At 41.1% G+C, this 19,463-nt stretch carries 14 protein-coding genes; all 14 read right to left on the reverse strand.

Annotation, left to right across the window (positions count from 1 at the left end; all coding sequences use genetic code 11):
* Nucleotides 1-67 precede the first annotated feature (67 nt).
* Nucleotides 68-1,228 (reverse strand): N-acetylglucosamine-6-phosphate deacetylase, encoded by a 1,161-nt coding sequence (nagA, locus tag C8D97_RS15045; protein ID WP_109764622.1) that lies wholly within the window; start codon nucleotides 1,226-1,228, stop codon nucleotides 68-70.
* Nucleotides 1,229-2,227: a glucosamine-6-phosphate deaminase NagB-II gene (nagB-II, locus tag C8D97_RS15050; RefSeq protein ID WP_109764623.1), complete on the reverse strand. Its 999-nt coding sequence runs from the start codon at nucleotides 2,225-2,227 to the stop codon at nucleotides 1,229-1,231.
* Between the two features lie 162 nt (nucleotides 2,228-2,389).
* Nucleotides 2,390-3,313, reverse strand: a complete 924-nt coding sequence (nagK, locus tag C8D97_RS15055) for an N-acetylglucosamine kinase (RefSeq protein ID WP_109764624.1) — start codon at nucleotides 3,311-3,313, stop codon at nucleotides 2,390-2,392.
* Nucleotides 3,314-3,587: 274 nt separating this feature from the next.
* Nucleotides 3,588-6,485 (reverse strand): family 20 glycosylhydrolase, encoded by a 2,898-nt coding sequence (locus tag C8D97_RS15060; RefSeq protein WP_210204963.1) that lies wholly within the window; start codon nucleotides 6,483-6,485, stop codon nucleotides 3,588-3,590.
* A 5-nt stretch (nucleotides 6,486-6,490) separates the two neighbouring features.
* On the reverse strand, nucleotides 6,491-8,050 hold the full coding sequence (locus tag C8D97_RS15065) for a tryptophan halogenase family protein (RefSeq protein ID WP_109764626.1): 1,560 nt from the start codon (nucleotides 8,048-8,050) through the stop codon (nucleotides 6,491-6,493).
* A complete protein-coding gene (locus tag C8D97_RS15070) occupies nucleotides 8,050-8,787 on the reverse strand; it encodes a SapC family protein (RefSeq protein WP_109764627.1) in 738 nt (245 codons plus the stop codon). Before C8D97_RS15070 ends, C8D97_RS15065 begins: the two co-directional genes overlap by 1 nt.
* A 163-nt stretch (nucleotides 8,788-8,950) precedes the next feature.
* On the reverse strand, nucleotides 8,951-10,597 hold the full coding sequence (locus tag C8D97_RS15075; protein ID WP_109764628.1) for a tryptophan halogenase family protein: 1,647 nt from the start codon (nucleotides 10,595-10,597) through the stop codon (nucleotides 8,951-8,953).
* A gap of 117 nt (nucleotides 10,598-10,714) precedes the next feature.
* Nucleotides 10,715-13,378 carry a TonB-dependent receptor gene (locus C8D97_RS15080; protein ID WP_109764629.1) on the reverse strand — a complete coding sequence of 888 codons (2,664 nt, stop codon included), beginning with the start codon at nucleotides 13,376-13,378 and terminating at the stop codon, nucleotides 10,715-10,717.
* Between the two features lie 730 nt (nucleotides 13,379-14,108).
* Nucleotides 14,109-14,549 carry a hypothetical protein gene (locus C8D97_RS15085; protein ID WP_109764630.1) on the reverse strand — a complete coding sequence of 147 codons (441 nt, stop codon included), beginning with the start codon at nucleotides 14,547-14,549 and terminating at the stop codon, nucleotides 14,109-14,111.
* Nucleotides 14,550-14,567: 18 nt separating this feature from the next.
* Entirely contained in the window at nucleotides 14,568-15,443 is an 876-nt protein-coding gene (locus C8D97_RS15090; protein WP_109764631.1) for a hypothetical protein, read from the reverse strand.
* Between the two features lie 293 nt (nucleotides 15,444-15,736).
* Nucleotides 15,737-15,994: a type II toxin-antitoxin system Phd/YefM family antitoxin gene (locus C8D97_RS15100; RefSeq protein WP_109764632.1), complete on the reverse strand. Its 258-nt coding sequence runs from the start codon at nucleotides 15,992-15,994 to the stop codon at nucleotides 15,737-15,739.
* Between the two features lie 289 nt (nucleotides 15,995-16,283).
* Nucleotides 16,284-16,952 carry a hypothetical protein gene (locus tag C8D97_RS15105; protein WP_109764633.1) on the reverse strand — a complete coding sequence of 223 codons (669 nt, stop codon included), beginning with the start codon at nucleotides 16,950-16,952 and terminating at the stop codon, nucleotides 16,284-16,286.
* Nucleotides 16,953-17,196: 244 nt separating this feature from the next.
* Nucleotides 17,197-18,555, reverse strand: coding sequence for a DUF4299 family protein (locus C8D97_RS15110; RefSeq protein ID WP_109764634.1), 1,359 nt, complete (start codon nucleotides 18,553-18,555; stop codon nucleotides 17,197-17,199).
* Nucleotides 18,556-19,127: 572 nt separating this feature from the next.
* The coding region (locus C8D97_RS15115; RefSeq protein WP_210204964.1) for a helix-turn-helix domain-containing protein at nucleotides 19,128-19,463 on the reverse strand (336 nt) is incomplete at its 5' end.

The raw sequence follows: 19,463 nt of genomic DNA on the forward strand, positions 1-19,463 counted from the left end.
TATTTTAATTATGTTTTAAACTATTCAGTAATTTTTCAGAATTATTTTTCAGAGTTACTTTTCAGAATCACTTTACAAGCTTACCCTTTAACCAGACATGGGTTACATCTTTGTTATCATTTAATGCAACGACATTTGCAAAATAACCTGGCAGTAACTTTCCATAACGATTATCCAATCCTAAAAATTTAGCTGGCGTGGCCGCTGCCATAACAAGTGCATCGCTTAACTTAATAGCCAGTGTTTTAGTGGCATTTTTGATCGCAACATCCATGGTTAATGTTGACCCTGCAAGCTCTCCGGTAGATGACGTCAATTTATCGCCGTGTCGATAAATTTTACGGTCAAAAAAATCGACCTCGGTTTTATCCGAACCGGCCAGAGCCATTGCATCTGTCACCAGCATCAATTGCTCTATGCCTTTTGTCTTAATAGCAAGCTTTAAACTTGCAGCGTGTACATGATGACCGTCAACTATGATGCCGCAAAAAACATCGTCATCCAGTAATGCGGCCCCCACCACTCCGGGTGCACGCGCATTCAATGCCGACATGGCATTAAATAAATGGGTAGCGCCATTGGCACCAATATCAAAAGCTTGTTTTGCGACTTCATAACTGGCATTGGTATGACCCAATGACACTTTCACATTATGTTGCGTTAACCATTTTATTTGTTCTGCTGGCACCACTTCTGGCGCTAATGTAACCACCACCTGCCCTATATCCTGTCGCGCGAATAACTCAAGTTCCTGATCGGTTAACGGCCGAATTCGACTCTGACAATGCGTACCTTTCTTGTTGACAGAAATACCCGGACCTTCAAAATGGATGCCGACAATGTTGTTCTCAATATTGCTTTTTTGTTCATTAATAGCCTGAGCCAGAGTGTCCGCTGCCTGCTTCATAACATCAAAATGATCCGTGATGATGGTGGGCAGCATAGCGGTTGTGCCAAAACTTAAATGAGTTTTACAAAGCTTGTTAAGATCATCACGGGATGTTTGATGGTTAAATAATATGCCTCCGCCGCCATTCACTTGCGTATCAATAAAGCCGGGAGCTAGCAAACCTGGTACCGTCTGTTTTGATACAGAAGCACCAAGCATGGAAAGTTCATCGGCAGACACAATGGCTTCAATGCAGTCATTGTTAATTAATAATCCGGCCTTATGATGAAAATTTTCACCATCAAAAATGTTATCCGCGATAATAAGCTGTTTTGACATTTAGAGTGTTTCCGTCACTTTTTTTAATCCTTCTGGCTCATCCGGATTTCGACCGATTGATTGTGCAACCGTTTCTATATCAATATAAAATCGCTGAAGCAGCGCAAGTGGGGCCAACCTTTTTGGTAACGACTCAGTCGTTTGCATTAAATGAATAATTGTTGCACCTCTTCGTTTAAACTCTTCGATTTGTTCCATGTGCGCCTTGTAGGACTCATCGTTTACCGCGACATTTATCATGGTCAATTTATTCGCAACCAGAGTTACCGGCCCATGCAAAAATTCTGCGCTGGAAAAGGCCTCAGCGTGGATCCCGCACACTTCTTTTAACTTTAAAGCAATCTCTTTTGCAATGGCATAGCCCAAACCACGGCCAACCACCACCAGATGTTTCACCCCAGTTAACGACTCGGCTGATAGCTGCGGAGCTGATTCTATTGCATCAGACAAAATATCAGGCAATTTTTTTAATTCAGCCTTCAATGATGATGACTCACTCCAACAGGCCACAAGCATTAACAATGCAGACAAGGTCAAAAGATAGCTTTTTGTTGCCGCGACTGATTGTTCTTTTTCTGCTTTTAAAGGAATAAAGTGATCAACAATGTCTTTCAGTGGCGATGATTCATCATTCACTAACGCCAATATCATCGCACCCGATTTTTTCGCCTGCCGGATCTGGTTAATAATATCCGGGCTACGACCTGATTGTGATATCACCACAACCAAACCACCATCAAGAATTAGATCCCGTTGATAAATGCTGGCCACCGAAGGCGCTGCGGCAAAAGTTGGAATACCCAGCTCAATTTCAAACAAATATTTGGCAAATACTCCGGCATGATCCGAAGATCCACGCCCCACAATCATCACAAACTTAGGGTTAAATTGCTTAATACTCGCAACAACTCGCAGAAATTCAGCAATATCTTTATGTTGCTCCAATACTCGCTGCGGTGTTTCCGAAGCTTCTTTTAACATTAACGATGGTTTTGTCATACGGGTAACCTAACAGTTTGCACTATAGTTTCGAGTTTCGAGTTTCGAGTTTCGAGTTTCGAGTTTCGAGTTTCGAGTTTCGAGTTTCGAGTTTCTAAAGCGTATACTTTTAAAAGATTTATGTTTGCTCATATTTTAATTTATAAACAATGCAGCCTACACTTAACCACTTGCAGAATGATCGTTTGTTTTACGGTTCTGTGTGTCAGCGTTTATTTTGTTTTGCGCATAAAGAATGGCACCTATTTCTGGCGGATGTTCGGCATCGGTAATTTTATTGCGCACTTTAGATGTTAAATAGGGCAGAATACGGGCAGTAATTCCGCCAATTAATGTCAGCTTTGGTGGATTTAATGACAACAATTTTTCACCAACCTGAGATAGGTAATCACCCGCTTCCTGTAGAATGTTTTGAGCAATAACATCGCCTTCTTCAGCCGCCTCAAAAACCAGAGGCGCAAGGCGGGCGTAAAACCTTGGTGGTTGACCGGATACTTTACTAACCAGATCCAATGGATTATCGGCGGCTATTTTTTGACGTAATATACTATCCTGCCCCAGTTGGTCCATAGCTAATAAGCAATGCTCTACCGCCTGCAATCCAATCCAGGCGCCACTGCCTTTATCCCCATGAGGAAAACCATGGGCACCAATGGTTAATGACTGACCGTTAACCGATGCGTAACCGCAAGAACCGGTTCCGGCAATAATAACCGCACCATCACCACCGCTGTGTGCCCCAAGACAAGCTGCATGAAGATCAGTTAACACCAGATGCTGTTTAAACGGGCTCTTCCAGTGCTGCATGGCGTTGAAAACAGAAGGAATATTTACACCAGCTAACGCAATGCCTGCCGTCATATCGCCTAAGTCAGAATAATTAAACCCGACTTTAATGGCTGCCTGCATTGATGCTTCCGTAATGGATTTTATTGCCAGTTCAAAATCCTGAAATGGATTTGCCGGACCAGATAATCCATCACCCAACACACCATGAGTGGTTGAATACACTATCGCCCGACACTTGCTGCCGCCGCCATCGATACCAACATACAGAGTAGATTTTGGCTCACCCTTTAATGCCATTCAAACAACCTTTTTTGTTCAACTGTTTTCATAATATAAATTTGCGTGATGTTATAGCTATATTCAGTCTAAACAATTATGACAGCGCTGTCATTAAATTCTTTAAAATAACCAACATTCTTTGTTTATTCACACTCTGAAGCAGCAATCCCTTTCCAACTAAAACTTGCGTGGTTGATTTGTGTTAAATAAATTATTTAACCTGAACTCTGATACTCAGGAGCTCTTAAACTCAAGATCTCTGAAACTCAGGATCTCATACCCACCACTGGTTTTATCTCGTTTCCACAGGAATCGCTCTGCCAGTTCGCTGTCCATCAGCCGAGCGTGCCCGGATCAACGCCGTGTCCGTTACTGTCACATCAGGAGAATAGGCTTGCCATGGGGCGTTTTCATCCGGCTTTACTTCAACGGTAACTCCCGGAAACTCGCTGTTCACTAACAACTGATGGTTATGACGAATTGCCCCAACACCCGGCAGACGATAAGCAATATTCGCTGCATCGAGTTTTAATAACTCTTTATAACCAACAGCGTCACGAAACACGAGCCAGTCTAGTTCGCGAGCCCGTTGATGAGACCCGGTAAAATATTCGCTGTTTTGCGAATAGAGCCGCCCCTGATGGTGATAAAGCAATTCCCAGTCAGCTTTATGCCAGGCACGTTCTGCCAGAGCCAGCAAACGCGGAAATATCATATACTCAACCTGAGCGTCAGCACGGATCGACTCACTCCAGAATTGCCCCTGAATTCCATATACTCGTTTGCCTTTTACTATCGGCTGATTAACTGGGTTGCTGGAGGATGGACGATCATCAGCCTGATACGCATACCCGGAACGGTCTTGCCATATTTCTGCATGCGCCGGTAAATTATCGGGCATAAACTGAAACACTTTCTGACTGTTGCTGCGCCGGGAAGCCCAGTAATACCCTGGTTCTTTCGCATCCACCTCGTAAAGAAAATCAAAATACAGTACATCCGGCGATGAGATCACCACTTGCCAATCGTCATTCACTAACTGATGCGCAGAACGATGCCCTCCCCAAAACAAAGTGGACCACTCATTTACCTGCACTGGTTTTGGCATATTGGAATCATCAACCAGTTTCATACCGTCGCTCCAGCCTGCAGCAATAATTTGCTTTTGACTTAAATATTTGGCAACTTTTTCGATAAAATATCCCGTTAAGTCATCAACACTATTAAGGGAACTTGTTTCTGCTATCAAACGCTGACACACGGGTGACTGTTTCCAGGCACCCGCAGTTTCATCGGCGCCAATATGATATCGATTTAAGGGAACGCCCGCCTCCTGGTGCATTCGTTTTACTTCATCAATTACTTTAAACACAAATCGATACGTCGACGGTTGGCAAACATTAATTGTGTTGTCGTGATAATACTGAACCGACTCGTACTCAGTAGTGTCCTGACGGTCCGTTAATAAAAATTCGGTGGCTTTTGATAACTCGCCTTTCGCTTTATAATTTTGAAAACGGGCTTCCATAGCTTTTACTGCCGCACGTGAATGCCCCGGCATATCAAACGAAGGAATAACCTCAATGTTCCTCTCGGCTGCGGCAATCAAAATGGCTTTATACTCGGCTTCGTTTAAAAAACCATTAACACTTGTGTTACGAAAAGGACCACTGCCCAACTGCGGTAACAGACAACGAGTTTCTGTTAAATCAAAACAGCGAAAGCCACCTATGTCGGTTAGCTCCGGTAAGCCTCTTATCGCAACACGCCAGCCTTCGTCATCCGCTAAGTGCAGATGCAGTTTGTTTAACTTATACGCACTCATTTGATCGAGTAACTTATTGATTAAAGTAACCTGATGAAAGTTGCGAGCAATATCCAGGTGCATACCCCGAAAATCAAATCGGGGTTTATCTTGAACGCTTCCTGTTGCAACAGTTTTTGTCTCTGGATCAAGTAAACTGGCCAGTGACATTAATGCGTAAAAAGCACCACTGGCGTTTGGTGCTAAAATATCGATATTATTTTTATCTATCGACAATTGATAGCTTTCGGGGTGAGCACTTTTTTCACTGCTTCGCCGGATAGTTACCGGTACGCCTTGTTCACTCTGCTTAACACCGATCTGTGCCAGTCGATTGATAGCATGAGCTATTTTAACTTTAACCTTAACATTAGGTGAGATTGCGACTGCATTTTCATCATCAGCCTGATTCAACCTTGGATCAAAGTCATTTTGTTGCAGATAAATACCTTGTGTCAGCGAAAGTGATTCCGTTGCAGAAAAGTTCGATTGATACGGCTTAGGAATGATGCGCTGTTTCCAGCTGCTTTGTTGTTTGGCTTGTTGTTCATACTGACTATTGTATTGATGATAAAGAAAAGATGCGCTGCTGATCCGGGTTTTATCCTTGTCACCTCGTAATAAATATTCTGGCTTATCTGGCACACCGCCAAAAAACCACTCTCCCTGTTTCACCAAAAACTCTTTATTAGCTTCATTGGTATTGGCAATAATCTCTGGCTTCAAATCATTAACCACAACAAAGTAATTCGGCATAACATCCGAGTTGGATAAATGCCAAAAGTCAGCCAAAAATGAAACCGAAACAGGCTCAGGACTTAAGCTAGAAAACTGTTTAGAAGGCGTTATACGATGTAAGTCGCCGTTTACGTGTTTCAGTGTTAACCCATGGCTGCTTGATGATCGAGCCGGTGCTATGTGGCTAAAATAAATGGCCCAATTATCAGCGTAAATGGTTTCTGGGTATGTAAGAGTAATCTCTACTAAGAAGCAATTGCCTTCTGCGTATTTTTTATTACACTTTCCCTCTGGTTGATTTTCAACAATGTTATATTGCACCGATAACTCATTGGCAAACTGCTTAAGTTCTTTCTGATTTAAAATAGTCGCCGAGGCTTTTATTGATGAGTCTTTTGATAAAGTATCCGCCGAATCTGCGCAAGAACTGATTAGAACAATAAAAAACAACGATAAAATGCGTTTAAATTTAAATAAATTAATTATTTTCTTAGAAGCCATTTCAGCAATAGCAAGCGAAGGTGCAACAAGAATATTGTTGACGGGAAGGCACTGTTTAAACGCAGTAAATGAGTGTTTTGATTTGTAACTTAACGCTGCCTTATCATGTGCAGCATTTTTGCGAGTGCTTCTAATAACTTGCTTCATGAAGGTCATAATGATTGAAATCCAAATTGATACACTTTACTCACCAACTCGCGCTGGCTTGGTAACTCACGTTTAAGTCGTTCACCCATTGTCTGGATATTGGAAAAATGTTGCTTTGCAGACTCCGTATCAGGATAAGACGACAGGTTGTGACGGATATCGGTAGGGAAATTCATGCCATAAAGCACAAATAAATAACTGTCCAGCACAAAAGGCTCAAACGCGTATTCAAAATCGTACTTACTTGGTGGATGATACCGCCAGTGAGCTAACTTTTGTTGCAATGACTCAGGTATGGACGCCTGCTGACAATTATCAATCCAGTAACGAGAGTCTCGTCGATCCGATATACAATAATGCAGCTTTATAAAGTCCAGTGTTTTTTCCCAACGTAGCTGAAAAGTCTGGTTAAACTTTTTACACACCAATGGCACTGATTCAATATTTCGAGGAAACTGCTCCGCCAACATAGTAGCGGCAGCATCGGTCAGAAAGATTGCCGACGCTTCCAGAGGTTCAATAAAAGCAGCCGACATGCCAATCGCCACACAATTATTTTTCCAGAAAGTATCACGGTAGCCGGTCTTCATTTTTATTTTCCGAACCGACAGTTCGTCGGCTTTATCGCCGATGTAATTTCTCAGTGCGGTTTCTGCCATATCATCGGAACAATGGTGACTGGAGTACACATGCCCAATACCACGGCGGTGTTGCAATCCTATATCCCAAATCCAGCCGGAGTCGGTTGCGGTTGCCATGGTGTGAGTCGCTATGGGGCAGTTATCAGACTCATTAGGTACCTGAATGGCCATCGCCGTATCATTAAAAATACAGTCAGAAATAGAATGCCACGAAACCTGCAAAGCCTGTTCAATTAATAACCCTTTACTGCCCGAACAATCTATAAAAAAGTCGGCATGGATCACCTCATCCTTATCGGTAGACACCGACTCAATCCAGCCGGTTTCCGATACCGACACCTGAGTAACATTAGCCAAAATATGTTTAACGCCTAACCGCGAGGTGCAATGCTCGGCTAAAAAACTGGCAAACTTGTTTGCATTTAAATGATAGGCGTAATTCTGGATCGCTTCATAAGCAGGTGTCGTTATTTTTTTCGGTGCAAGACCAGCACGACACACAGCAGCCTGCGTAGCAACGGCCTGATCATAACCAACACCGTCGCCAGCCTGTCCTTGTAACCAATATGGCGCCAAATTAATATCATAAGCGGCATGGTATACAGCGTTAAGAGGATGAAAATATCGATGAGTCTTATCCTCTTTTGGCTGCATCCAGTTGATAAATTCCGAGCCCTGCTTAAAGGTTGCATCACACTGACGCATAAACTCAGTTTCATCCACACCGAGCTTTTGCAAGGTTGCTCGTAAATTTGGCCAGGTGCCCTCTCCAACCCCTAAGATAGGAATGTTTGGCGACTCCACCAAGGTTACCTGTACGGCCTGAGGATCGTTAGAGTTTAATTGATTTGCCAGTATGCCAGCCGTTAACCAGCCCGCGGTTCCTCCTCCAACAATCAATACACGGTTGATACTGTTGGTCATTACAGCGACTCATGCAATAAATTTAATTTTTCAGTCACAACATTCATTCGCGATAGCGACATTAACGCAGCATAAATGGGAACCAGATAACCTTTTTGCCGCATGGCAATAAAGTCACTTTCCGATAAATCATTTAACGCACTTTCGTTAATAATATAAATGCCACTCACTTCAAAAGATTCTGACTTAAGTTTTACCGAAAGCGTTTGCTCCAACAACAACTGGTGATCGATCAGGCATTGTATAAACTCATCGGTATAGACTTGCTTATTGTGATGTTCCACCAGTTGCTGACCGATGGTTTGTGTAAACTCTGATTGTGAGCCATCATCATTAAATAATCGCTGGCCCTGGCTTTCGCCATTTGAGTTTGCATCGACCTCACTGACACAAGGCGAGTCAAAATCAAGACACAAAGTACTCATACCCTGACCATCCGGATTAACCGATAAAGCAAACGGGTAAAGCTGCATAATTTCGGGTATATAATCCGCCTGCCAGCCCAGATCGGAATAAAAAACATTCACGCCCGCCTGTAGCCCAAGCAAAGCTACTGAACGAAATTGTCCGGTTTCCGTATCCTTAACAAATACAATGGGGTAATCCTGTTGCGCCAATGAATACTCGTGCAGCACCAAAGGTGCAATGTGTTGCTTTGCCATATGTGGATAATGGTTATCCCGTTGAACGATGACCGTTTGATGCAGCGTTTGATCCAGTGGTTTAATTGAACTCATTATCTGACCTGTATTTGTGATTGTTAATTATTTTAAATAGTAATTATTTTTTAAATAGTTATGACTTTTTAAATTATTTTTATTTAGTGAATAGTTTTTTTGTAAATAGTTTTGTTTTGTAAATAGCTTTGTTTTGCAAATAGCTCTGTTATGCCTTTTTCCATTAAACGGCCTGAAAGCCGTACTGATAAACCTTGGTTAATAATGCCCTATGATCCGGTAAGGTTTTTAACAAATGCTCCGTAAATTTCTGGATCTCCTGAAACGACTGTTGTGCGTAGTTTAAATCGCCTGGCACCCGATTATTGTCGCTGTCGATATGTCTAAGCCCCATACCATAAAGCACATAGTGATAACTCTCTTGCGGAAATGGCTCAAAAACATTATCAAAATCGTACTTGCTCACCGGATTAAATCGCCAGTGCTCAACTCTTTCTTTTAACGACTCAGGTATGGTTGAATCCATTCGGTTATCTTTCCAGAAGCTGGTTTGTCGCTGAGACAATAAGTAGTGCAACTTGATAAAATCGATGGTCTTACGCCACCGCTTTAACAATGAGTCATTAAATCGCCGCGAACAATAATCCATTGCCGCTCTATCGGCCGGAAACATATCCACCAGCATATTACCCGCAGCTTCAATCAAAAAAATAGCCGAGGCTTCCAGAGGTTCTACAAAGGCTGCCGATAAACCAATGGCAACACAGTTTCGATGCCAGTGCTGTTTACGATAGCCCACATTCATGGATAATTTTTTCGCACTGAGTTGAGTAATGGCTTTGTTTGAACGTTCACCTAAATAATCACGCAAACATTGTTCTGCTTCATCATCACTGATGTGATTCGACGAATAAACAAAGCCGGTGCCACGACGATTATACAAACCAATATCCCATACCCAGCCAGCATTTTGTGCTGTGGATTTGGTGTGGCAAGCAATGGCTTCTTGCTCATTGTCGTAAGGCACCTGAATCGCCACTGCAGAATCGGTCAATAATGTATTGTCAACCGATACAAACTCCACACCAAGCGCTTCGCCTAACAACAAACTTTTAAAGCCACTACAATCAACAAATAAATCACCTGCAATTGTTTCGCTGCTATCCAGAACAACCGATGCAATATCGCCCTGTTCGTTTTGATTAACCGACACCACATTGGCACGCACTAATTTGACGCCCAGTTTTTCAGTGGCAAATGTCATTAAAAAGTTGGCAAATTTTCCGGCATCCAGATGATAGGCGTAATTAAGTGCGCCATCGTATTGTCGTTGGATAATTTTTTTTGGCGCCAGACCATTTCGACAAACACTGGCTTGTGCGCTGACGGCGTCCGCAAAGGGCATGTCATTACCAGCCACTCCCGCCAACCAGTAAGGCGATAAATTAAAGTCGGCCGGATCAAGCGCAGAGCTGAACATATGAAAGTATTGGTTAGAGTTATCGAAAGAGTTGTCGAATGTGTTATTTAAAGTATTATCGAAACTATTTTCAGACTGGCTTGCCAAGGGTTCCTGTCGCCAATGAATAAACTGTGTTCCCTGTTTAAACGTCGCCTGACAATAAGCCATAAACTCACTTTCATTGATCCCCAGATCCATTAAGGTTTTACGCATGGTGGGCCATGTGCCTTCACCCACACCAATGGTCGGAATATCTGGCGATTCAATCAATGTCACTTGAACAGCTTTCGGTTGTGATGAATTAGCTGGCTGAGAAGTGTGTAAGTGCTTGGCCAACTTGGCCGCCGTCAGCCAACCGGCGGTCCCTCCACCCACAATCACCACTTGTTCTGTTAATTGATTACTCATCGCTGATCCGCCGTCCACTGCCTGAAGTTAATACCTGATAGATTTTGAGTATAAAAGGAATCCTTTCAGCTGTGAAACCGAAAAAAAGGGGCTGCATATACAGCCCCTGACCAGGGTTTAAAAGCGAACAGATGCTTTTAAATAATAACGGGAGCCATTAACCGTGGTAACACGATTGCTCCCAAGCGAAGCCGCCGGGTTGTGTCGCTGAACCGAGACTTCATCGGTTAAGTTGACGCCTTGAAATGACAAATCAACAATATCGGTTGCATGCCAGGTCACACTCAAATCCAGAAAGGCTTGCTCATCAAAGGTATCGAGTGCACCACCAATCGCAGTACCTTCCGCTAAAAATTCATCACGGAATGTGTAAGCCAGTCGAGCCTCAATAACTTCGGTTTGATAAAAACCGGTTAGGTTATAGGACAGATCCGATTGACCCGGCAGCGAGAAAGTATCGCCACTGTCTGTTTTTCCTTCGCTGTCTGAGATGGTCACGTTAGCCAACAAACCAAAATTGCCGAACATCTGCTGATAATTCAGTTCCAGTCCCTGCACATGGCCACCTTCACCTTGAACAGGTACGGTGAGTGTATAGGTCTCTAAATCATTGGGTGCCCCTTGATCACCATTCGGTTCATACACCAACGCCTGAGTGGTTCCACTGGATACAAATGACTCTATGTCTTTGTAAAACAATGCGGCGCCTAAAAAGTTATTGTCATCAAAATAGTATTCGATACCAGCGTCAAGCTGATTGGCACGGAAAGGATCGATACCCACGTTTCCGGATGATGCCGTATTGGCAGTTGGGTTAATCCCCGATAACGCCGGATTAACGGTGCCATAAGCGGGTCGACTGATCACTTTTGCAGCCGATGTACGGAAGATCATTTCATCGCTAAGGTTATAGGCAAAATTGATACTCGGTAAAACATCGGAATAATCCGCTTCACGTGAAAAGTAAGAATCGGCATCCGTAGGGGAAGAATAAGTTGAACCCTTTACGTCGGTTGTAACATAACGCAGTCCAACATTACCTCGATAGCGATCACCGAAGAAGTCACCCTGAACATAAAATGCGGTGATTTGTTCTTCCACTTCGCCAAACGCGGCGTAAAGAAACTCGCTGCCCGTAACATTGGCCCGAACGGCGGCATCAAAACTGGCGTCAACTTCGGCAATTTGCATATCCGATCCTGCCGCTAACACGCCACTATCAATACCTATCACACCGCCAAAATAACCCGAGCTTCCCAAGGTAGATCCGGCACTCATCACCGCCGCCTGATCCACCGTTGAGTTAATTTGCGACTTACCAAACACATGATCGCGCGTTTTAAATCCGGCCTTGATGGTGTCAAACGCGCCCCACTCCACATCAAAATCAATATCAAATTGCAGCCAGTCTTCTTCATCCCATAATCGTGTTTCACTGAGCGAAATGGCCCGGTTGGTTTGCCAGTCGGGATCCGCCATATCCAGATTATTCACATTAAAATAAAAACCGGTATCGCGAAGAAAATCAAAATCGACAGAAAGATTGCCGCCATTTTCCACCCAGCGCGCGTCGTCGTCATCAATGCCCCATAAAGAATTGATGTTTCCACCGTTACCGCCATTAGCCGTGGTGCGTCCAACGGACACATGCGCCCGATAACCGTTCCCTTCATAATCAACGGTAAAGTCGGTTAAATCACTTTCAATTTCAGGACGGCGACTGTTTACATCTTGCGCCAATAACCAACCAGCCCAACCGGGATTTCCACTACCGCCGGTTAATGTTCCCGCCATGGGAATTCCTGTTGTTGGTGATACGGTGGCACTGCCGTTGGTAAATGTCGACTGACCGGAAGCCGTATCGCAACAGCCACCAAACAATAAGAAGTTTTGATTGGTGTTGGTGGCATCCAGAGTCGTATTAAAATGATGCAAGCCAAAACTTAACCGATCAGTGGGTGCAAACTGCGCATTAATATCAAAGGTATCGCGTTCTCGATCTTGTCGAAATTGTGCAATACCCGATGCTGCCCAGGCTTCTTCCCAATAGTTTTCGGCTTTATTACCACGACCAATGGTATTGGCTTGTGAAACCGTCGCCAAAATACCAAACGTGGAATCTTCATTTTTCCAACTGAATAAACCGTTTGCGGAAGTTGCGGTATCACTGTCGAGAGAATTTTTCATGGTCTCGACCGAGGCATAAAGAGTTTTAGGATCCAGATCGAGCGGCTTACGGGTATTAAGCATAACCGTTCCGCCCACACCGCCTTCATCCAGCTCGGCCACCGGTGATTTATACACAACAACCGACTGAACCAGTTCAGATGGCATTAAATCCATATTAAAACTGCGGCGGTTAAACGCCAAAGAAAACCAACTGGTGGAAGCAACAAACTGACCATTAACCAAGGTTTGCGTTAACTGTGGATCAACACCACGAATGGATACTTCATTACCTTCACCGGCAAATCCGCGGTTAATGGTGACTCCGGGTACACGTTGCAATGATTCGGCAATATTTTTATCAGGAAACTTTCCAATATCCTGCGCAGTAATAACATCCACCACCGCATTAGCATCACGCTTATCGGCCAGGTTACGTTTAAGACTTTCTCTTAACCCTGTTACCGTAATCGTTACGCCAGACTTTTCATCTTTTAGCGTCTGTTTGTCACTGTCAGACTCATCTTCCGCAGAAAAACCTGCCCCCGTTATGCCCGCCAAAGACATTGCCACCAAACTTGGCAGCAACTTCTTCTTAAAATGAGGACCTCTCATCAGCCTATCCCTCTTATTGTCTTAGTTATTGTTAAATAACACTGTCCCTTACCGCTATTATATGACAGCGTTGTCATTATGTTTTCCAAAACATTACACAGAAATGAACGCTATTGCAATAGCCGATAATCGATTTAAGGTAAGTTTATGACAACGCTGTCAACACTATACATAATAGAGCATTCATTTAACACACTGCATTAATGGTTTTATTATTTTAAAACAGACAGTTAGTAGCCACTACAACCACCAGACGAAAACAAAATTGACCTTGAACAAAGTAAATTATCATTCCATTTGTTTATGACGCTTTGCAATATACGGCTGTCATTTAGTGGTTTTAAGTAAGCAGATGTAAGGACAGTAATAGTCAGAACTGAGTGATTAGTAAAGAAGGGAGATCTTTATAAAGCAGTTAAAAAAACAGCGGGGCAAAGTTGAGCTAGAAGGACTAAAGAATTATTTAACTCTTGAACTTACTGGTTTATAAACGGCATCATGTTCTCTTTTAACCCTATTCAGCTAAACGAATAGCTTGTAGTTTAAATCTTTGGTAAGTTTTCGACAGGGTCTTCTTTTGAACATTATTTGTTCTCCTATTAGATTCAATTAATGACCGTTAAATTGGAGGAAGATCAGCTTGCCCGCTTACTTTTTCACTTAAACTACATTCAACCGACTTGCCCCTTACCATCTTACTTATTTTTTCATTTTATGGATTGAAAGTAATTCATATAAACTTCTCAAGGATAAACTTAATTACTTCTGATTTCGTATACATGCTATCTAACGATGAGTCTATTTCTTCACTCTCTCCTGCTACATACACTTGGTGATAACGCTTCCCTTCAAAAACAAAATATTCGCGCTCACAATCCTCTGCACCAATAAATGCGCCCGAAAGTGGAACATTGAAATAACTCAGTAATTTTGGAATACGATAAAGCATATCATCTGCTTCATCCCCCTCAAATACACACAAAGACTCTAGTTCAGATATTTCGATATGCTCACCACAACCTGTTGTTTCAAACAACTCGAATAAGCTTACTTCTGTAACCGGCACATCATCTTCAAACTGTGGCCGAGATTCTTCTAACAAATATCTTAAAACATGATCTTTCTGCTCTTTTTCACTAAAAGAAAAATAAACATTTAAATATATTTCCACAAAACATCACCAAAAAAACTAAAGCTCACATTTACGGGCCTTCTCAATATCGACTTTTGCTCCATCTAATATATCTGGCTCATTAAATACATCGCTAATTTCACTTGCAACTTTAACTTGAAGTGGATGATAATCATAAGGCTGGTCACATATCTTATCAACCAATGGGATGAAGCTACGCCACTCTTCAGGTAGAGATTCATAACCTAACTTAAAAGCACCCGCCCAATATGGAACTCTATACTTAATAATATTTGCCTCTATTAGCGAACTTGCAGACAAATACGCATGAAATTTAGCAGTCATTCTTCTCGATTTCTCTTTAGCAAAATTAAGTAAATCACAGTCACTTTGGAATGCTTTTTCACCTTCAAACTGTTTTGGCACCAGCTCTTCCCAAAACAAATCTTCCAAGCCATCAAAAAACGAGTCTCCTTCAAACTTTAAAACATAATCCTTTTTGTCTCGATCACAATATTCAATCCCTTCCATAAAATAAAGAAATTCACGTGAATGAGAATGTATTTTATTTTGCATATTATTTTTAATATATTTTATTTTAATTTTATTAAAATTTTTCAGAGTATGCTCTGGATGCAACCAGAACTCTAACCAAAAACCACCTCGACAGCTGCTTAATGCAAAAGCTTCCTTTCCGGCCATAAAGTAGTTTTTACAAGTTTCAATATTATATTTATCCAGAAAAAAAAGTTGTTTCAACCTTTTATGCATACTTAACCACTTGCGTTTGCGCTCTGATACCCAATCAGAATCATCAACTAACCAAGATTTTAAAAACTCTTGCTCTTCCTTTGCCCGCTTAAGCGCCTCCAGTTTTTTAGCTTTCTTTTCTTTTAAACGTTCGCTAACACTTTTAAATTCATCATCACTCATACTTCCACCACACATTCAACTTCCGCAATACTCTTTTTGCAATATAAGGGGTCAGAAAAGATAAGTGGGATCAGGTCGGCTGTATATAATTTAAAGTTCGCAAAGCCTGCTTCCTTAGCCTCTCCCACTTCTTGTCCTGCTTAAACAACTTCTTCATTGTCGCTGCTTACTATATTCAATCTGCTTGACCCCATAGTTATTCCAGTCGCTGTTTTAATTTCTTTTTGAACTTCTCTTTGATCACAGCGTCGAGCTTTTTGAATTCCTTTAATGCTTTCGGATGAAACTCAAGCTTATAACTCATCGAGATCAACGCTCACAGATTTTTGACCGTCATTCAGACGTTCAAGCGCTAGCTTAGCAAGCTTGGCATCTTCTATCTGATCGAGCATAGACTCAAAAGCTTCTGGTGATAAACAGTACATCACAGGCTTATTTCTATTCAGTACAGCAACAGCTTTCTCTTTCGTTGACTCAGCAAGCGACATAGGATTTTTCTTTACATCACTGATCGGCATAATACGATCAGTCAAAATTTCAATTGTAGCCATTATAAGCCTCACACATTAAAAAACTTTAACAGCACTTAAAATAGCACCTTTATTAGTGCTTTAGATAGACCCTTAAAGGAAAAGTATTAATACTATCTATTGAAAATCACATAACCCTATGAAATAAATGATGTTTCATTCGCCCAACCAACTCATCCGACTAGGCAAGCAATTGTTATCATTTGCTGGATGAGTCCCTCTTTAGGCAACACGCAAGCTGTTCACAGCAGCATGGGAATACAAGACCTGCCCCATTAACATCTTGCTCTTATGCTTTCTGTATACTTCATCATTTTTTTACAAAGCCAGTTGACTGAAGAGGGATCCATCCTATTTCGAATAAATATACAAACTCAATGTTACATTTATTCATATACGTCCATCTGACATAACCAGTTTTCGACTCAAAAAGTTGCTTTTTATTATATCTAAAACTAGGTTTTTTACATGGAAAGCCTATCTTTTCATGATCCAACTTTTTATCTTCACTAATTAATCTAGCATTCATAACTTCAAATGATAAATTACTATCGAGGCCAAATTTTCGCCTTGCTGACTCCTCAAGCAACACCTTAAAAAAGTATGATTTACTAATATAAAGCCCCTTTTCCTTAGCCTTCTTAATTAACTCAGAATTATCATTTAACTTCCATTTGTTGTAAAAATAATCAACCAAATCTTGAAAAGGATTTGTGTAACCTTTGAAGCTTATATTAAAAGCTCCTTTTTCTTTTACCTGCTCCAAAACTTCTACACTTAGACCACTTTCAATTATCTTGGAGGCATCCTCAAATGTACTAGGGTTATCTTTTTTAGAGCAATTATAGATATCTAGTTCTTTACTTAAATTCTTCATACCTATAAATAGCGTATCTTCCTTTTCTTTATTAAAAGCAATTTTTTCACAACTAAATATAGGTTGAGAAAATATCAATAATATAACAATCAAATTTCTCATAAAACCACATCCTCCTTATGAAGCTAAACTGCTTAGAAGGTTTTTGCATAGCCACTTCAGAGTTGAGTGTGACCACAACAATGATTTTTATAACCTGAGTTCAATCGCGACTTTCAGTTTAAGGCTCGGGGTCATCCAAAGGGTCTGGTTCTGACGAATCCCCCTTGGGGCATTAAAACCCGAGTGCAATCCGGGTTTTAAGTTTACTGAAGGGCGTAACAAACGCCCAGAAATCAACCGAAAGCTAAAGCTCGATACCCAAAGCAATAACTAATGCACTTAAGGCTCGTTCTTCTTCTTTACTAATCTTACTTCCAAAAAATCCTAAAAATCCTCCCGAAGCTTCAGCAACATTCTTACCAATTTCCAGCATTGCAACCTTAAACTTATTTCCGTCTTCTTTTGAAAGCTTTTGATTAACCACATGGTTAATTTGTTGAAGAATTTCTCTTAAATCAACCTTTGCTTCAAATATATCTATAATTAGACTATCGAAACGTGATATGACATTAGTAATTATGTACATCATCAGTTCGCTATCGGTGACAATTCCTTTAGCTAATTCAGTTTGAAACGCTTTAACTTCTTTGTTGTCAACCTTTCCATCGGCCATGGCAACCATACAGAATGATACAACAGGTGCATAAATTAAAACCTCAATATCTTCCTCTGTAAGTTTATCTGATAACCTTTCTTTTGATGCAAATTGGTCGTTCCCACAGTCATACCCATACTCAAAAATATCTTTTATGGAGACAGACTCAGCCTTGCTAATTAATCTTTCCCAATCATCCCCCGATATCTCTGGAAGTAGTAAAACCCGCTCACTCAACCATTTAGCCTGCTCACCTACTAACTCTGACAGTTGTTCGACAGTCACAACTGGAGAATCACTTTCCTGATTTTCATTTTGTAAATCATCTGCAACCGTAACCAAAGTGTTTTTATCAAATATCAAAGTTGCAATATTTTTAGGGTATACGGCCATTCGTACATTTCGTGTTCCATCTTCATTCTGAAGAACAAGGTTATTACTTTCAAAAACGTCGTCGTCCGAAAGATAATTTAATTTCTTTAGTCGCTCAAAAAACTCTTGATGCATACTTTCTTTATCTGACATCAGTTGCTTCACTAATCGATCACCAACCTCCATTTCAGAATATACACCATTGATCATACAAGCCTGATTTTTCTTTTGTTGAAACGAAATAATCGACTCAACAGATCGATAAGCACTTTCTTTCGCCCACTCACTACCATACTCACTAGAAAACTCAGTCAATGACAACTTTTCATTATCTTCTGGAGTGATAGAAGAGTTATTCAATTTGGCTATTGCTTTCGTCAAATCGATAGCAAGTTGATGATCTTCAACTGAACTACCAGTAAACACTCGAACTCCGACACGTTTGTTTTCATAATCCACCTCAAGAGGTCTGGCGGACTGTTTATTTCGAAAAACATAAGTAAAACCATCTGGCCAAAGATCGTTTTCAGGTTTTTTGTGAGAGTCGACAAACTGCAGGTCATTTATACCCAACACTTCAATTAATCGTTTGAAAGACAAAGAATTTACATCATTGATGGCAAAAGTAAAACTCATACGCTATTCCTTTATTTTATTGATTTATAATAGAATCCAAATAGTTATATTGGCCGTTTTGTTTGAAATCAAAAGGCATTAATCGCTATATTCTCAAATGTAGATATACAAAGCAAGATTTAGAATCATCCTTATTAGCAATTACGTATAAAACTCTTATTTTCGTGAATAGAATGTACTAAACTGCAATTGCAGAATAATGCTTAACAGTGTCAACATAATAGACTTCTGAAGACTCATAAAAACTTATCCAAGATGAATTTAGTTTTATCTGATTGTTTATCAAAGCCTTCTAGCGTCGAATCGATAAACTCATTATTCCCTACAACATATTTATGTTCATAGCTCTTACCGTTAAAGACAAAGTACTCTCTTTCGCAGTCTTCCACCAAGGGGGTCGCGGTCACCATCAAATATCCTTATTATATAAATTTCTTTCGCCTTTGTAGTTAGTAACATACCAAATTCTTACAGCTGCTTTTTTCTCGTTAAAAAAAGGCATCAAGCTAATATGAAAGGCAAAGGGGTCAGGTTTATTTCTTTATATTAAGTGAAAGGCAAAGGGGTCAGGTTTATTTCTTTATATTAAGTGTTCGATACACTTGATTAAGCACCTTACCCATCTCCCCTTTTTCTTCTAGCTTCTTCATCTCACTTATAGCAGGGCAGACACTGCCGACACTTTTTAAACCAAAATATTCCGCAATATTAGCTAACTTTTCATCCGATAACATTTGACATAAATACATAGCCAACTTCCTCGGCTGATTTTTACGCAACCGGCTGTTATGGCCGTCCACTATCGATTTTAAATCTACTTTAGACACTTTTGCCACTGCCCGGCAGATGGCTTCCATTGCAGGCTTTTCCCTAAGCACATCAACCCATTCACTCACCGGCTCTTTTTT

This window comes from Pleionea mediterranea (genome assembly GCF_003148745.1).
In the GTDB taxonomy this organism is placed as follows: Bacteria; Pseudomonadota; Gammaproteobacteria; order Enterobacterales; family Kangiellaceae; genus Pleionea; species Pleionea mediterranea.

Bases quoted from the DNA above. Each gene is read 5' to 3' on its own strand.
- nagA (WP_109764622.1), bottom strand. From the start codon at position 1,228: ATGTCAAAACAGCTTATTATCGCGGATAACATTTTTGATGGTGAAAAT.
- nagB-II (WP_109764623.1), bottom strand. From the start codon at position 2,227: ATGACAAAACCATCGTTAATGTTAAAAGAAGCTTCGGAAACACCGCAG.
- nagK (WP_109764624.1), bottom strand. From the start codon at position 3,313: ATGGCATTAAAGGGTGAGCCAAAATCTACTCTGTATGTTGGTATCGAT.
- C8D97_RS15060 (WP_210204963.1), bottom strand. From the start codon at position 6,485: ATGAAGCAAGTTATTAGAAGCACTCGCAAAAATGCTGCACATGATAAG.
- C8D97_RS15065 (WP_109764626.1), bottom strand. From the start codon at position 8,050: ATGACCAACAGTATCAACCGTGTATTGATTGTTGGAGGAGGAACCGCG.
- C8D97_RS15070 (WP_109764627.1), bottom strand. From the start codon at position 8,787: ATGAGTTCAATTAAACCACTGGATCAAACGCTGCATCAAACGGTCATC.
- C8D97_RS15075 (WP_109764628.1), bottom strand. From the start codon at position 10,597: ATGAGTAATCAATTAACAGAACAAGTGGTGATTGTGGGTGGAGGGACC.
- C8D97_RS15080 (WP_109764629.1), bottom strand. From the start codon at position 13,378: ATGAGAGGTCCTCATTTTAAGAAGAAGTTGCTGCCAAGTTTGGTGGCA.
- C8D97_RS15090 (WP_109764631.1), bottom strand. From the start codon at position 15,443: ATGAGTGATGATGAATTTAAAAGTGTTAGCGAACGTTTAAAAGAAAAG.
- C8D97_RS15100 (WP_109764632.1), bottom strand. From the start codon at position 15,994: ATGGCTACAATTGAAATTTTGACTGATCGTATTATGCCGATCAGTGAT.
- C8D97_RS15105 (WP_109764633.1), bottom strand. From the start codon at position 16,952: ATGAGAAATTTGATTGTTATATTATTGATATTTTCTCAACCTATATTT.
- C8D97_RS15110 (WP_109764634.1), bottom strand. From the start codon at position 18,555: ATGAGTTTTACTTTTGCCATCAATGATGTAAATTCTTTGTCTTTCAAA.